At 50.9% G+C, this 16487-nt stretch carries 9 protein-coding genes; 5 read left to right on the top strand and 4 right to left on the bottom strand.

Annotated features, from left to right (window positions below):
* The first annotated feature begins 63 nt into the window (after window positions 1–63).
* Genes hrpA through VK958_RS08730 form a run of 4 tightly spaced genes read left to right on the top strand, consistent with a single transcriptional unit; the run spans window position 64 to window position 7294 of the window.
* A complete protein-coding gene (gene hrpA, locus VK958_RS08745) occupies window positions 64–4059 on the top strand; it encodes an ATP-dependent RNA helicase HrpA (RefSeq protein ID WP_325240789.1) in 3996 nt (1331 codons plus the stop codon).
* A 37-nt stretch (window positions 4060–4096) separates the two neighbouring features.
* Window positions 4097–5014: a hypothetical protein gene (locus VK958_RS08740; protein ID WP_325240785.1), complete on the top strand. Its 918-nt coding sequence runs from the start codon at window positions 4097–4099 to the stop codon at window positions 5012–5014.
* Between the two features lie 16 nt (window positions 5015–5030).
* Window positions 5031–6620, top strand: a complete 1590-nt coding sequence (locus VK958_RS08735; RefSeq protein WP_325240783.1) for a DUF4118 domain-containing protein — start codon at window positions 5031–5033, stop codon at window positions 6618–6620.
* Window positions 6617–7294, top strand: coding sequence for a winged helix-turn-helix domain-containing protein (locus tag VK958_RS08730; protein ID WP_325240781.1), 678 nt, complete (start codon window positions 6617–6619; stop codon window positions 7292–7294). The genes VK958_RS08735 and VK958_RS08730 overlap by 4 nt, the downstream gene beginning before the upstream one ends.
* A 72-nt stretch (window positions 7295–7366) precedes the next feature.
* On the opposite strand, the gene VK958_RS08725 is transcribed toward VK958_RS08730, so the two are convergent.
* Both VK958_RS08725 and VK958_RS08720 read right to left on the bottom strand, forming a co-directional pair.
* Window positions 7367–7978, bottom strand: a complete 612-nt coding sequence (locus VK958_RS08725) for a TetR/AcrR family transcriptional regulator (RefSeq protein ID WP_325240779.1) — start codon at window positions 7976–7978, stop codon at window positions 7367–7369.
* A gap of 256 nt (window positions 7979–8234) precedes the next feature.
* Complete coding sequence (locus tag VK958_RS08720) at window positions 8235–8735, bottom strand: GlcG/HbpS family heme-binding protein (protein WP_325240777.1); 501 nt, start codon at window positions 8733–8735, stop codon at window positions 8235–8237.
* A 263-nt stretch (window positions 8736–8998) separates the two neighbouring features.
* Between VK958_RS08720 and VK958_RS08715 the strand changes: the two genes are divergently transcribed.
* Window positions 8999–10879 carry a potassium transporter Kup gene (locus tag VK958_RS08715; protein ID WP_325240775.1) on the top strand — a complete coding sequence of 627 codons (1881 nt, stop codon included), beginning with the start codon at window positions 8999–9001 and terminating at the stop codon, window positions 10877–10879.
* Window positions 10880–11039: 160 nt separating this feature from the next.
* On the opposite strand, the gene VK958_RS08710 is transcribed toward VK958_RS08715, so the two are convergent.
* A complete protein-coding gene (locus VK958_RS08710; RefSeq protein WP_325240773.1) occupies window positions 11040–13538 on the bottom strand; it encodes a methyl-accepting chemotaxis protein in 2499 nt (832 codons plus the stop codon).
* Window positions 13539–13901: 363 nt separating this feature from the next.
* Entirely contained in the window at window positions 13902–16454 is a 2553-nt protein-coding gene (locus tag VK958_RS08705) for a methyl-accepting chemotaxis protein (RefSeq protein WP_325240771.1), read from the bottom strand.
* Window positions 16455–16487 lie beyond the last annotated feature (33 nt).

Raw genomic sequence — 16487 nt, 5'->3', positions numbered from 1 at the left:
CCTATGACCGCTGTCTCCCCCGCACAACTCATCAGCCAACTCGAAAAACAACTTCCGCAATGCATGCTGGCTGACCGTTTCCCCCTGAAACGCCGTTTGAACCAGCTGCGTGATGCACTAAAGCAAAACAAACCCGTCGATAAAGCGCTTGTAGATATCGCCCATAAAGTCCAGGCCTCCCAACAGCGGTTGCAGGCGCGATTGGCTGCATTACCCAAGCCGGAATATCCACAAGAGTTACCCGTCAGTGGCAAAAAAGAAGAAATTGCGGCGGCTATCCAGAAACACCAGGTGGTGATTGTGTGCGGCGAAACCGGTTCTGGTAAAACCACCCAATTACCTAAAATCTGCCTGGAACTCGGGCGTGGCGTCAGCGGCCTGATCGGGCATACACAGCCACGCCGGATTGCGGCGCGCTCAGTCGCAACCCGTATCGCACAGGAGCTGAAAAGCCCGTTAGGGGAGGTGGTTGGTTACAAGGTGCGTTTTAACGACAAGCTCTCCGAGCGCAGCTACGTCAAACTGATGACCGACGGTATTCTGCTGGCGGAAACGCAAAGCGATAAATTCCTGAACGGTTATGACACCATCATTATCGATGAGGCGCACGAGCGCAGCCTGAACATCGACTTCCTGCTCGGCTACCTCAAGCAGTTATTACCCAAACGGCCGGACCTGAAAATCATTGTCACTTCGGCGACGATAGATGCAGACCGATTCTCCAGTCATTTCAATGGCGCACCCGTGATCGAGGTGTCTGGCCGCACGTATCCGGTGGAGATCCGTTACCGGCCCCTGGGCAATAAAACCACCATGGTGGCGGTGGAAGTACCGATTGATGACGGGCTGGATGATATAGACCGTTTTGCGCAGGACCTGATGGGCATCAAGCGCAAACCGCCGCGTACTGAAACGCGCTGGCTGGAAGAAGATGACGAAGAGGAGGTGATGGAAGATGCCATCCTCGATACGGCTGAGGATCTGTTGCGGCATGGTGATGGCGATATCCTGGTGTTCTTGCCCGGTGAGCGTGAAATCCGGGATACGGCCGACCATCTGCGCAAACACCAGGGCCGATCGCTCAAGCTGAAATCCGCTGAGATACTGCCATTATTTGCGCGCCTGAGCATTGAAGACCAGCAGAAGATTTTCCGTCTTGGCGGTCAGCGGCGGATTGTGCTGGCAACCAACGTGGCAGAAACCTCGCTGACGGTGCCTGGAATTAAGTATGTGATCGATGCCGGGCTAGCGCGCGTCAACCGTTACAGCCCGCGCGCCAAGGTTGAACAATTACAGATTGAAAAAATCTCGCAAGCGGCGGCCAAGCAGCGGGCGGGCCGTTGCGGCCGGGTATCCAGTGGTATCTGCGTGCGATTGTATTCAGAAGAGGATTTCAACCAGCGCCCGGCGTTTACAGAGCCGGAAATCCTGCGTAGTTCTTTGGCCAGCGTGATTTTGCGTATGGCAGATTTACGCCTGGGAGATGTCAGCGAATTCCCGTTTATCGAAGCGCCTTCTTCACGCCTGGTGAGTGACGGCTATCAGTTGCTGCAGGAGTTGGGCGCAGTCACCGAGAGACGCGAGATCACCGAGATCGGCCGGCAGATGGCACGCCTGCCATTGGATCCCCGTGTGGCACGCATGATCCTGGCAGCCAAAAAAGAAAGCTGCCTGCGTGAGATATTGATTATCGCCAGTGTGCTCAGCATCCAGGACCCGCGTGAACGGCCCATGGACAAGCGCGAAGCGGCTGATCAGGCGCATTCCAAATTCAAGGCGGATGACTCGGATTTTATGAGTTACCTCAAATTGTGGGAATGGTATGACCAGGCCCTCAAAACCAAAAAATCCAATAAAGACCTGTTGAATCAGTGTCATCAGTCTTTCCTGTCATTCCTGCGCTTGAAAGAATGGCGCGAGCTGCATGCGCAACTGCGTGAAATGGTAGAGGAAATGGACTTCAAGCTTGGCGATAAGGAAGCCAGCTATGAACAGGTGCACAGGGCCTTGCTGTCCGGTTTGCTGGGTAATATCGGATTCAAGGATGGCGACGGCGAAACCTATGCCGGTGCGCGTGGCATCCGCTTTACCATTGCACCCGGTTCGGCATTGAAAAAGAGCCGTCCTAAGTGGGTGATAGCCGCTGAACTGGTGGATACGACCAAACTGTATGCGCGTATCGTTGCAAAAATAGACCCGGACTGGATAGAGCCGGTCGCGCATGAGGGCGGCGCGCGCGATTTAACGCAAAGCCATTACAGTGACCCGCGCTGGGACCGTAAGACCGCGCAAGTGGTGGCATGGGAACGCGTCAGCCTGTATGGCCTGACCATCGTGCCGAAACGACGTGTGCATTATGGGCCGGTGGACCCTGAGCAGTCGCGCGAGATTTTTATCCGTGAAGCGCTGGCCAATATGGAGTTTGATACCAAGGCGTCGTTCCAGGAAGCCAACCGCCGATTGATTTCTGAAGTGGAAGCGCTGGAGCACAAGGCACGCCGCCAGGATGTACTGATCAATGAGCATCAGTTGTTTGCGTTCTACGACAAGGTAGTGCCGGAGATCAGTGAGCAGTATCGAGTCTTCAATGGTATCTCATTTGAAAAATGGCGGCAGGACGCGGAAAAGATCAACCCGAAAGTGTTGTACCTGACCCGTGAGTCGCTGATGCGCCACGGCGCGAATGCGATTACCGAAGTACAGTTCCCCGAGCAGTTGGTCATTGATGGTGAAACCGTGCCATTGAAATATCGTTTTGAACCTGGCCATGTGCTGGATGGCGTAACGGCGACCATCCCACTGGCGCTGCTCAACCAGCTCGATGCCACCGTTACCGAATGGCTGGTGCCCGGCATGATACGTGACAAGATAACGGCATTGATTAAAGCCTTGCCCAAGACTTTGCGCCGTGTCTGCGTGCCGGTGCCGGATTTCGTCACCGGTTTTTTACAGGCACACCAGAATGAAGGTGCCTTGCTGCCGGTATTGTCACAATTTATCCAGCAAAAAACAGCCCTCAAGCTGAAATCCGAAGAGTTTGACCTGTCTGGGCTGGATGCGCATCACCTGATGAATTTCCGCGTGGTAGATGAAAAAGGCCGCGAGCTTGGCATGGGTCGTGACTGGAATTCCCTTAAGAAACAACTGGGTTCTGCGGCACAACTTACTTTCCGTAGCGGCTCGCCGGATATTGAAAAGACTGATCTCAAGCAATGGGACTTTGGTGATTTGCCGGGAACGCTGACCTTCACTAAAGATGGCCGCCAGTTGACCGGTTACCCTGCGATTGAAGATAACCAGGGCAGTGTGTCGGTTAAACTGTTTGATACCGCGGATATGGCGGCCGGCGCGCACCGCAAAGGTGTGTGCCGCTTGATGCGCTTCGAGCTGAAGGAACAGATGAAGCACCTCGAAAAAAGCCTTCCAGGCTTTAACCAGTATGCCTTATTGCTACGCGCGGTGATGAATCCGGACCAGTTACGGGAAGACATGCTGCAAGCAATTGCTGACCGAGCGTTTATTGCCGAAGATGATTTGCCGCACACCAATGCCGAGTTCATGCAGCTTAAAACACGCGCCCGCACGCGATTGCCAGCGGTGGCTGAAGCCCTCACCAGGCAAGTGCAACTGATTGCCACTGAGTACCAGGCATTAACCGCACAATTGCAAAAAATGACGCCTGTCACACAGAAAATCAAACGTGAATGTGAACAACAGCTGAATACGCTGGTCTATCATGGATGCTTCAGCCGCACGCCGTGGGAGCACTTACCGCATATTCCACGTTATTTAAAAGCGATACGCATGCGCATAGACAAATATCCGACCAGCATAGAGCGCGATGGCAAGCATGCGCAGGCGGTCGCACAAATCGAGCAGCGCTGGCAGCAGAAGGTTGAGCAACTGCGCAAAGCCAACCTGTCTGTAACAAGTGGGTTACAAGACTTTGCGTGGCAGTTGCAGGAGTTACGTGTATCATTATTTGCGCAGGAATTAAGAACCCCTTATCCTGTCTCAATCAAACGACTAGAAAAAATTTGGCAAGAAATACAATCTTAATGCGTGACATCAGCAACTTCTGTGATTAATCCTGTTCATGCAAAAGCCTTCCCCATTCGAACCCTTTAGCACACCCAACTGGCTGAAACCAAAGCAGCGGGACCGTGTGTTGCGCATCCCCGCCAGGTTGATGTGGGGTTTTTTGCTATCGCTGATTTTTCACGCGATTTTATTCTGGGGATTTTTGCTGGACCTGCTGAAACCCATGAAAGAGCCTTCGCAGGAGCCCATCAATGTTGTGCTGGATCTCGGATTACCTGTTAAAAGCCAGCCGAAACCGGTAGAGCCGCCTCCGGAAATGCCGCCGGAACCACCCAAACCGCAGCCAAAACCCAAGCCACAACCTAAAGAAGTACCCAAGCTGCCGAAGAAGATTATCCAGTCGCAGAATCCTAACAGCGCATTCAAACTGCCTGAACCCAAGCTGCAGCCAAAACCTCAGCCAACCCCGCAACAGCCCCCGCCACCGGTGGAGGACTTTTCCAGCATGATCAAGCGCAAGCAGACCGATCGTTTTTCGGAAGAAATCGCTGCCAAAGAGATCAATGATGCCGCTGCTGCCGCTGAACGCGGCCCTTCGGAAGATGAGCGCCGCACCAAAAATATCATGAACAACCTCAAGTTTGGTACCAATGGTTTGTTTATGATCAAGCGTATGGATCCTTATAATGCCAGCTTCAGCTTTAAAGGGTGGGTTAATGATTACACCTCGGCCAATACCCAGTTTTACCAGGTGGAAGCAGGCAGTGGCGAAGATATCCGCCTGGTGATGATACGTCGCATGATTGGGATTATCCGCGAGCATTACAACGGGGATTTTGACTGGATTTCCAACCGCCTGGGTCGTACGGTGACCTTGTCCGCACGGCCTGCCGACAGCGCGGGACTGGAAGATTTCCTGATGAAAGAATTCTTTGGCCCAAATTATAAGAGCCAGGATTTATACGGGCATTAATGTTTAATATACAGCCATGACATATTCATCTGCCGATACCCGATTGCAGAAAGTCAACATGTGGCATAAGGGGTTGGCACTGGCGTTATCACCGGTTCCAGGACGGATTTCGTTGCTGATACTGGTGAGTTGGCTGGCAGGGGTGACCTGGCTGGGCCTGGCTTATTTTTCCGGGCTGGGCGTTACCGTCATCACTATGCTGTACCTGCTGGGGGTATTGTGGGCGGCTTATCTCCTGCGTTTTTCGGCAGCACTGCTGACGGCCATTACGGCGTTCCTCCTGATCAATTACTGTTTTATCGAGCCTCGCTACAGTTTGAGCGTGGGTAGCAAGCAATCCTGGGTGATCTTGCTGGTATTCGCGATTGTAGCCCTGACGGTCAGTAGTTTGATGCAGCAGCTGAAGCAGCAAATGCTGCAATCCCGACACGCCGCGCAACAATCCCGTTTTTTCCAATCCCTGGCTGAATTACTCGCCGCACAATCGAGTACAGAGGCATTGCTGCAGGCGGCTTGTCAGCATATAGCCGAAGTGTTTCCCATACGTGCACGTGTGGTTCGCCAGACCGAGCCTGGTGCATTAATCTGGCTGGCAGGGCCGGATGGCACATCCACTGCAGTGGAAAATGTCGATGCCAGGCAAAATCAATCATCACCACTGGTGCAGGCGACCAGTGTTGAATGGGCGCTGGATTTCAACCGGCCGGTGGGGGCTGGGACCAATGACTGGCCTACGCTGGGCTATTGCCTATTGCCATTCGGGTTTCCGCAACGCGAAGTGTTGGTGCTGGATGCGGCAGTTACCCTGCCTGATTTACATTTTCTGCAACTACTGACGCATCAAATTGCCCAGGCTTATACCAAACTTAGCCAGCAAATGGCTCTCGCACAAGCAGAGTTGAGTGCCAGTGAGGCCAATTTCAAGAAAACGCTGCTTACTGCGTTGTCGCATGATATGCGCACGCCATTGACAGTGATCCTTGGCGCAGCGAATGTGCTGACTGACCGGAAAATCCCGCTGACAGCAGGGCAGTCTCAGCAGTTATTGCAAAGCATACAGGCTGAGACTACCTACCTGAGTCAGGCCACTGAGAATATCCTGACCCTGGTGAAACTCGATGCGGGGGCCAGCAGCCTGCAACTCGACTGGCAGTCGCCCCAGGATGTGATCCAGCATGTGGTCAGCCGATACCAGCGTCGTTCACCACCAGAGGCTTTGCAGGTGAATGTCAGCGATGAGGAAGTGCTGGTCAGGATGGATGCGGTGCTGGTGGCACATGCGCTGGCTAACCTGATCGACAATGCTATTTGCTGGCGCAGCGCAGAATCTGCGATTGAAGTGACACTTTCGATTAATCAGGATTGGTTACAGATTTCAGTGCTGAATGAAGGGCCAGGCTTCGCTGAAGGATTTGCCATTTCTGCGTTTGCACCACATACACAGCGACCTACCGGCACACGCGGTTTCGGCCTCGGTCTTTCTATCGTGAATACGGTGATGCAATTACACCAGGGAAAACTGGAGATCAGTTCAGTGCCTGATCAGCAAACTTGTGTACAGCTATTGTTCCCGTTTGTACGCGCTAGTGAGTTAATTGCATCATGAGCGATAAACAGCCTACCCTATTGCTGGTGGAAGATGATGCCGGGGTTTACCAGTTCCTGGTGCCAGCGTTATCCGCCCATGGCTACCGGGTATTGCATGCACGTGACCTTGCGCAAGCCCGGCAAGCCAGTGATTTTGTGATGGTCATTCTGGACTTGGGATTACCGGATGGCGGAGGCGAGCAGTTTATCTCAACATTACGGGCGTATTCAGATGTACCGATTCTAGTATTGTCTGCACGCCAGGACGAGACTGATAAGGTGAATTGCCTGACCATGGGCGCAGATGATTATCTGATGAAACCGTTTGGCCTGCCGGAATTACTGGCGCGTATCCAGGTAGCTTTACGACGCACGGCCATGATGCAAATGCGTGATCACGCATATCACTATCAAGGGCTGTTGATTAACCGCGCCAGTGGTATTGTCACCAAGGATGGTGTGCAACTGCATCTGAGCCCCATAGAGCATGCCTTGCTGATGCAGCTAGCCAGCAAGCCAGGTACTATTTTTACGCATAGCCAGTTGCTGACGCAGGTATGGGGGCCAGAATACATAGACGACACGCATTACTTGCGTATCCATATTGGTCGCTTACGCGCTAAACTGGAAACCAATCCTGCCACACCACATTATCTGCTTACCGAGTTGGGGATTGGTTATCGGCTTGCATGATGTCCTGTCAGCAGGCCGGATTTTCTGCGGGATAGTTTAAGTAGATAGTGATATTAAGGAGTACTTTTCACTTCATTTCACTTCACGTGAACTATTCACATCAGGTTCACTTTTAACTTCAGGCAACCGTGCTTTTGCCACATCCAGTATCTCCTGCGATAACGCCCCCGTGCCTGCTGCCCTGGCCAGTATCAATGCCCCCAGCCACTGCGTGAAGGTGGCAATGGCATTCACTCTCTTTACCTCTGCAGTTTCTCCTGGCATGATCTTGGACAACAGTTGAATGGTAGATTCAACGCCTGCTTCAAATACCTTTTTTACCGCATCATCGTGCCTGGGAACTTCAGCCGCTAATGTAGAGAACAGGCAAGTCGTGGCCAGCTGATCCCTGTTTTGGGTCGAAAGGTATGCATTGGCGATTCGATGCAGTGGTTCGGTCACTTCCGGGTTAGAAATGTGGGCTTCCCAGCGGTTAAGCGATTGATCACCTGCGCGTTGGCAAACCTGAGCCACCAGATCTTCTTTCGAAGCAAAGTTTTTGTAGAACCCGCCTACAGTCAAGCCGGCTTCTTTCATCAAATCAGCGACACCTATGCCGTCGAAACCATGTGTCTTAAACAGCCTGGTAGCTGTTTCAAGCACCAGCTCTTTGTTCTCGACTGATTTAGCTCTGCTCACTCTCATTGCATATCCTTCGTGTTATTTCGACATACTTCCATTTGAATCCAAATCAGCCGTGCGTTCGTTTCAGCAAGTTCGCACTTGCATGGATTTAAGTTCACCATTTTCAACCTCAGCTGTACAGGCAGGGATCCGGCCAGGTAGTAGCTGATAGTTTGACCTATACTCGCCGGAATCTCAAAGACTCAAATCCGGATAACTCAAAAATAACAAATACAGGCTGGCGTGATCGCATGTAACTACACCCAGCCTTTATTGATTATTTCAATAATGATTTAGCTGAATCAATGCCTGCTTGTGCACAGGCAGCATCCTGATCAGGCATGCCACCACTCACACCGACCGCTCCCAAAAAGTCTTCACCAGCCTTTAATGGAATACCACCGGCTAATGTTACAAATCCTGGCAAATTCGCCAGGCCAGGCGCTGGCCCACCTTTTTTATCCTTACCGAATGAAAAATGCTCCAGCATGCTGGTAGGTAATTGCATGGATGCTGAATTGATGGCTTTAAGCCTTGAAAGCTCTGCTGAAGCAATATAGGCACCATTCATTCGTTCAAAATAGATAGGGTTGGCACCGGCATCGACAATAGTCACACTCATTTTCCAGCCTTCCTTAGCTGCCTTGGCCTGGCAACCTGCAGCGATTTTTTGCGCTGTTTCAAGATTCAGCACCGGTTGCTTATCAAAAGCATATGCCTGCATGGTGATAGCCGAGGTGAGAAAGAGTAAACCCGAGGTCAGGTGTTTAAGATACATAGTTTGGTCCTTTTCATGGAATAGCATTCATAGATTATGAATGTAATCTATATTCTAGTGCAGTTTACTTTAGTTGGTCAATATAGATTATAAACATAATCTATATATAATCATCACAAGATTGACCAGCATCTCGCTGGCAGGGATTTGAATTCTCGTCTACGTCTCTCATGTAAACCCGTTCAAATCAAATTTTTTTGTTTATGTGATTGATATGCGCCCAAGCGCATATTGATGCCATCAATCACTAACAAGAGGATGCGATGGACAATTTATCAATCAAGAAAAGCGGACTGGCGGCATTGGCACTCGGTGCCATTGGCGTGGTGTATGGCGATATCGGCACCAGCCCGCTGTACACCATGCAGGTGATTTTCAGTGAAAGTACCGGCGTACCGCTTAACCAGACCAATATCCTTGGCGCAGTCTCGGCAATATTCTGGCTGCTGACCTTTGTCGTGACGTTTAAATATGTATTGCTGGTCTTGCGCGCGCACAACAAAGGCGAGGGCGGCGTCATGGCGTTATTATCGCTGGCACTCTCAACTTTGAAGCCGCAGGATAAACGCGCCGGTGGCCTGCTATTGCTGGGTGTACTTGGCGCGGCGCTGTTTTACGGCGATAGTGTGCTGACGCCGGCCATTTCCGTACTGTCGGCAGTGGAGGGCTTGCAGGTAGTGTCACCAACACTGGCAGCGCAGGTACTGCCCGTGTCGATAGCAATTTTAATCGGGCTATTCTGGTTTCAGCGGCATGGTACACATGCAGTCGGGCGGTTTTTCGGCCCGATTGTGATTGTCTGGTTTGTGGCATTGGCAAGCATAGGCGTGTGGCAGATTTCACAAGTGCCTGAAGTGTTGCAGGCCTTACAGCCACAATATGCCTGGCATTTTCTTCAATCGCGCGGCGGTGCCATGTTTATCGCGATAGGCGCTATTTTGCTGGCAGTGACTGGCGCTGAAGCACTGTATGCCGATATGGGACACTTTGGCAGGCCGGCGATCCAGATGGCGTGGCTGGGCCTGGTGTTTCCCTGTCTGACATTGAACTACCTGGGGCAAGGCGCGTTGCTGTTGCAACATCCTGAAGCCGTCAGCAATCCGTTTTATCTTTCTTTCCCGCAACCGCTGCTGATCCCGGCGGTGGTACTGGCAACACTGGCGACCATTATTGCGTCACAAGCGGTGATCTCCGGTGCTTTTTCCATGACCCGCCAGGCGATTCAATTGGGGTTTTTACCGCGTATGCGCATTATCCATACGTCTGCCAGTGAGTCGGGGCAGATTTATATACCTGCGGTGAATTGGGCATTGCTGGTCACGGTGATCATGGTCTGCCTGGCATTCCAGAGCTCATCAGCATTGGCATCCGCCTATGGGATTGCCGTCACCGGCACCATGCTGATCACCACTATATTGATCTTCTTCGTCATGCGTCACCGCTGGCAGTTCCCGGCCTGGCTGGCATGGCCATTGGTAGGGTTACTGGCCTTGGTGGATGGCGTATTGTTCGGCTCGGCTTCCATGAAGTTCATGCAGGGTGGCTGGTTCCCGATTGCCTTGAGTGTCCTGCTGATTGTATTCATGACTACCTGGAAAAAAGGCCGCCACCTTTTGTTAACCGGCATGAAACAGACTGACCCCAAGCTTTCCGCATTGATAGACAGCATTGCACAAAGCAAACATCCGCGTGTGCCCAGAACGGCGGTGTATATGGTTTCCAATCTGGAAACTGTACCGCAGGCGCTGCTGCATAACCTCAAGCATAACCAGGTGTTGCATCAACGTAACCTGTTGGTGAATGTCGTGTTTGAAGATGTACCACTGCTGAATACGCAATCGCGTATCCATGTGCAAAAGCTGGCGGAAGGTTTCTGGCAGGTGGAGCTGCGCTATGGCTTTATGCAGCATGCCGATGTGCCACAGGCTTTGCTGGGCCTGACGCTGGATGGCGAGTCTCTGGATCCGTTCAGTAACTCTTACTTTTTGAGCCGCGATATCATCGTGCCGGATGTCGGTGGCGGTATGCCGCGCTGGCGTGACCAACTGTTTTCGGTGATGTCACGTAATGCCAGTAGTGCAGTGGAGTATTTTAATATTCCGGCCAATAGCGTGATTGAACTAGGCAGCCGGGTGCAGATATAGCCCGGTGCAGATATAAATGCATCCATTTAAATATTAGTCAGAAGTCGTCACCGGAAAAAAAAGGTACCTTGCAGGAGCCATGCAAGGTACCAAAAGAAACTTACTGTTGTCAGCACTGAATATAGGCAGTCTATTCAAGCTGGGGCTAATGCGGCTTTTACTATGCGGCGACTGCGATCTTGTAGTTTGCCGGCCTGCTGACCGGTTTGCCTGGATGTGCAGTGCTGGTCTCAGGTAGTTTATATCGGTCCACGGTTTCATTCAGTTTCACCGCTTGCTCAACCAGCGACATGGCGGTGGCAGCCGCTTCTTCCACCAGTGCAGCATTTTGCTGGGTCACTTCATCAATCTGGCTCATCGCCGAGTTGATCTGGTCCAGCCCTGTGGTTTGCTCGGCGGAGGCGTCGGTGATCTCGGAAATAATGTCTGATACATTTTTGATCGATTGCAACATTTCTTCCATGGTGCCGCTGGCCTGGTCGACATACTGTGAGCCACTGGCGACGATGTTGGTCGAATCCGATATCAACTGTTTGATTTCTTTCGCAGCGGTGGCTGAGCGTTGTGCAAGATTGCGTACTTCATTCGCAACCACGGCGAAACCCCGGCCTTGTTCCCCGGCGCGCGCCGCTTCAACGGCTGCGTTCAATGCCAGGATATTGGTCTGGAAAGCAATGCTGTCAATCACGGTGATAATCTCTTCAATGCGTGAAGAGCTTTCAGTGATTTCTGACATGGTTTGCACTACTTTGGCAAATACCTCGCCGCCTTTGTTCGCCACTTCACTGGCTTTGCTGGTCATCAGATTGGCCTGTTTGGCATTGGCGGCATTATGTCTGACGGTCGCTGCGATCTCTTCCAGGCTGGCTGCGGTTTCTTCCAGTGAACTGGCCTGTTCTTCAGTACGTTGTGATAGATCATTGTTACCCATTGAAATTTCAGAGGCAGACAAATTGATCGTTTCACCAGAGGTTTTCACAATGGACAGAATACCGGTCATGGCATCGATGATGATATTGATACCTTCACATAACTGCTTGATTTCGCCGGATTTATCAGTAGTGGGTATCCTGTGCGTCAAATCACCGGTCTGGGTATAGCGCACCACATCATCCACCGCCTGTTTCATGGCATGTGTTTCTTTAACTTTGGCAGAGATGTCCGTCGCATATTTCACTACCTTGAACGGTTTGCCATCCATATCAAAGATCGGGTTGTATGTCGCTTGCAGCCAGATTTCCTTACCGCGTTTGCCCACGCGCTGATATTGGCCACTATCCGGTTGGCCACGGCCCAGGTTTTCCCAGAACTGCCGGTATTCCTGGCTGGATTTGTAAGCACCATCCACAAACATGCTGTGGTGATTGCCGATCATTTCCTGAGCGCTGTAACCGGTCACTGCAGCGAAGTTATCATTCACCGCCAGGATATTGCCTTTGAGGTCGAATTCAATCACGCCCATCACCTTACTGATGGCCGCTATCTGGCCGGAAAAATCCGCATATTGCAGTTTTTCCCGCGTGATGTCGGTGGCGTATTTCACTACCTTGAACGGTTTGCCATCCATATCAAAAATCGGGTTGTAACTGGCTTGCAGCCATAGTTCGCGACCACCTTTGCCTAACCGTTTATATTGGCCATCATTGGCGACGCCCTGGGCCAGTTCCTGCCACAGCTGCTTGTATTCTGCACTGTTCCTGAATTCAGGCGTGACAAACATGCTGTGATGATTGCCTACGATTTCCAGGGCACTGTAGCCAGTGACCGCTGCGAAATTGTCATTGACGGAAAGGATGTTGCCTTTGAGATCGAATTCGATCACGCCCATGACTTTGCCGATGGCCGCAATCTGGCCCGAGAAGTCAGCATGTTTGAGTTTGTCGCGGGTGATATCGGTGGCATATTTCACCACTTTGAATGGCCTGCCATCCGTGTCGTAAATCGGGTTATAACTGGCTTGTAGCCAGATTTCGCGGTTGTTTTTGCCAAAACGTTTGTACTGGCCGTTATTCGGTTCCCCCGAAGCCAGGTTTTCCCAGAATCGCCTGTATTCAGTACTGTCCTTATATTCCGGTGCTACAAACATGCTGTGGTGATTGCCGATAATTTCCTGGACGCTATAACCTGTGACCGCTGCGAAGTTGTCATTAGCTGAAAGGATATTGCCTTTCAGGTCAAACTCGATCACGCCCATGACTTTGCCAATCGCTGCAATCTGGCCTGAAAAGTCGGCATGCTCTATTTTTTCGCGGGTGATATCAGTGGCATATTTCACCACCTTGAATGGTTGACCATCTGTATCGAAAATAGGGTTGTAACTCGCTTGCAGCCAGATCTCCCTGCCATTTTTGCCTATGCGTTTAAATTGACCGTCACGCGCTTCGCCCTGGGCCAGTCTTTCCCAGAACTGTTTGTATTCACTGCTGCTCTTGTAATCAGGGGTGACGAACATGCTGTGATGGTGGCCAACGATTTCTTGCGGGCTGTAACCGGTCGCTGCGGCAAAGCCGTCATTGACCGCCAGGATATTTCCCAGCAGATCAAATTCGATCACACCCATGACTTTGTGGATAGCATTGATCTGGCCACTGAGGTCCATCTGCTTCCGTAATTGTTCATTGCTGGCCGAACTCGTAATACTGTTAAAAATACCGAGCATACCAAATCCCCTTGTTGGTCATTAAGATAAAATAAAAATAATTTAATTTATATTAATATAATCGCCATGCAGTTAACGCTCGGAAAAGAAAGGTATTTATACGTCATTTAATTGTCATAAATATATATGATGCAAATGCCTATTAAAAACGGAAAATCGATTCCTATTTTCTCAATCATCATTAAAAATAACAGCAATATTCTTGCCGGATAAGCGGCATACACGTAGGTGGCGGAGCAGGGTATGCGCATTAAGGCAAGCACATACCTGATGGGAAGTTCAAATGAATAAAAAACCCGCCGGTAGGCGGGTTTCAGGTGAACAGTGTGCTTTTAGCAGGCTGCCATGTCGGTCACTGGCACTTTAAAATGCATCCCAGCTACGGTGATCAGTGCCGGTCCTGCGAGTTTTTGCATGCACCGGCGTCCTGGTCTGCGGTTTGGATGCTTTAGCAAACGATGTATTGCTGGTGGTGTTCAGTAACTGGTAATGGCTGACGGTTTCCTGTAACTTTTCTGCCTGGTTGACCAATGACATGGCTGCTGCTGACGCTTCTTCTACCAGGGCAGCATTTTGCTGGGTGACTTCGTCCATCTGGTTCACCGCGATATTGATCTGGTCAATGCCGTTGCTTTGTTCTAACGAAGCGGCAGTGATTTCGCTGATCAGTTGTGAGAAGCGTGCAATGACGCTGACCAGGTCTTCCATCGTACCGCTGGCCTGTTCAACATATAAGGAGCCTGCAGCGACTTTGCTTGTGGAGTCATTAATCAGTAACTTGATCTCTTTGGCAGCACTGGCTGATCGTTGTGCCAGGTTACGTACTTCACTGGCTACCACAGCGAATCCGCGGCCCTGTTCCCCGGCACGTGCGGCTTCGACTGCCGCGTTCAACGCCAGGATATTGGTCTGGAAAGCAATACTGTCGATCACACTAATGATTTCTTCAATGCGTGAAGAGCTCTCAGTGATTTCTGACATGGTAGACACTACCTTGCCGAATACTTCACCGCCTTTGGCTGCAATACTGCTGGCTTTGTCGGTCATATTATTTGCCTGCTGGGCGTTTTCAGCATTATTTTTCACATTCGCAGCAATTTCTTCCATGCTGGTGGCGGTTTCTTCCAGAGAACTCGCCTGTTCTTCGGTACGTTGTGATAAATCATTATTCCCATGAGAAATTTCGTTGGCAGCTGCGTTGATCGCCTCACCTGCGACCTTGATGGATGACAAGATTTCTGTCATTTCATCGACGATGGTATTCACACCTTCACACAGCGTCTTGATCTCGCCTTGCTTGTTATCGGTCACTATCCTTTGGGTCAGGTCACCGCTCTTGGTCGCTGCCACTATTTCAGCGGTTTCATGCACAGCCTGTTTCATGGCATTGGCTTCCGCAACTTTAGTGGTGATATCGGTTGCATATTTCACCACTTTGAATGGCTTGCCATCGGAATTTAGAATCGGGTTGTAGCTGGCTTGCAACCAGACTTCCCTGCCGCCTTTACCTAACCGTCTATATTGGCCTTCATCAGCTTTGCCGTTGCCGAGGTTTTCCCAGAACTGTCTGTATTCCGGGCTGTTTTTGTAAGCGGTATCGACGAACATGCTGTGGTGCTGGCCGACGATCTCCTGTTTACTGTAGCCAGTCACGGCGGCAAAGTTGTCATTGACATCAGTGATCTTGCCGGATAAATCAAAGGTGATCACGCCCATGACTTTGCCTATCGCATCAATCTGGCCTGAAAAGTCTGCATTTTTGAGTTTATCGGCAGTGATGTCGGTAGCATATTTCACCACCTTGAATGGCTTGCCAGCAGCATCAAAAATCGGGTTGTAACTGGCTTGCAGCCAGATTTCCTTGCCACCTTTTCCTATGCGCTTGTACTGGCCTTCATCGACGTTACCGCTGCCCAGTTTTTGCCAGAATTGCTTGTATTCGGTGCTGTTTTTGTAAGCGGCTTCTACAAACATGCTGTGGTGCTGGCCAATGATTTCCTGTTTGCTATAACCGGTGACGGCAGCAAAGTTGTCGTTCACGTCAGTGATATTGCCTTTCAGGTCAAAGGTGATCACGCCCATCACTTTGCCAATAGCGCTGATCTGGCCAGCGGAATCAGCACTTTTCAATTGTGCGTTTGTGATGTCGGTGGCATATTTCACGATCTTGAAAGCCTTGCCAGCAGCATCAAAAATCGGGTTGTAGCTCGCTTGCAGCCAGATTTCCCGCCCGCCTTTTCCTATGCGTTTGAACTGGCCTTCGTTGGCTTTGCCATCGCCCAATTCCTGCCAGAACCCTTTATATTCCTGGCTGGATTTGTAAGCTGAATCGACAAACAGGCTATGGTGCTGGCCGACGATTTCTTCCCTGATGTAGCCGGTGACGGCGGCAAAATTATCATTGACCGCCAGGATATTGCCTTTCAGGTCAAACTCGATCACGCCCATGATTTTGTTGATGGCGGCGATTTGGCCTTGTGATTCGGCATCACGCTGTTTTTCAGCTGTGATATCAAAAGCATACTTGATCACCTTGAATGGTTTGCCTGTTTCATCGGCTACCGGCACATAGCTGGCTTCCAGCCAGATTTCCTTGCCAGCCTTGCCCAATCTCCTGAATTGCCCGTTATCCGCCTGGCCACGGCCCAGATTTTCCCAGAACTGTTTGTATTCCGGGCTTTTCCTGTAACTGGTGTCTACAAACATGCTGTGGTGCTGACCGACGATCTCCTGTTTACTGTAACCAGTCACTGCGGCAAAGTTGTCATTGACTGCCAGGATATTGCCTTGCAGGTCAAACTCGATCACGCCCATCACTTGGTGAATGGCCTGGATCTGGCCATTATCATCGCGCTGTTTGGCCGCGTCTTGTTTAGCTGTTTTGCCAGTCAGTTTATTCAGAAAATCGATACTCATCAGTATTGCCCTCAATGCGAATTAGGTTTAACC

This window comes from Methylophilus sp., from assembly GCF_035460085.1.
In the GTDB taxonomy this organism is placed as follows: Bacteria; Pseudomonadota; Gammaproteobacteria; order Burkholderiales; family Methylophilaceae; genus Methylophilus.
Note: the sequence above shows the minus strand (reverse complement) of the source record. Positions and strands in the feature narration are given on the sequence as shown.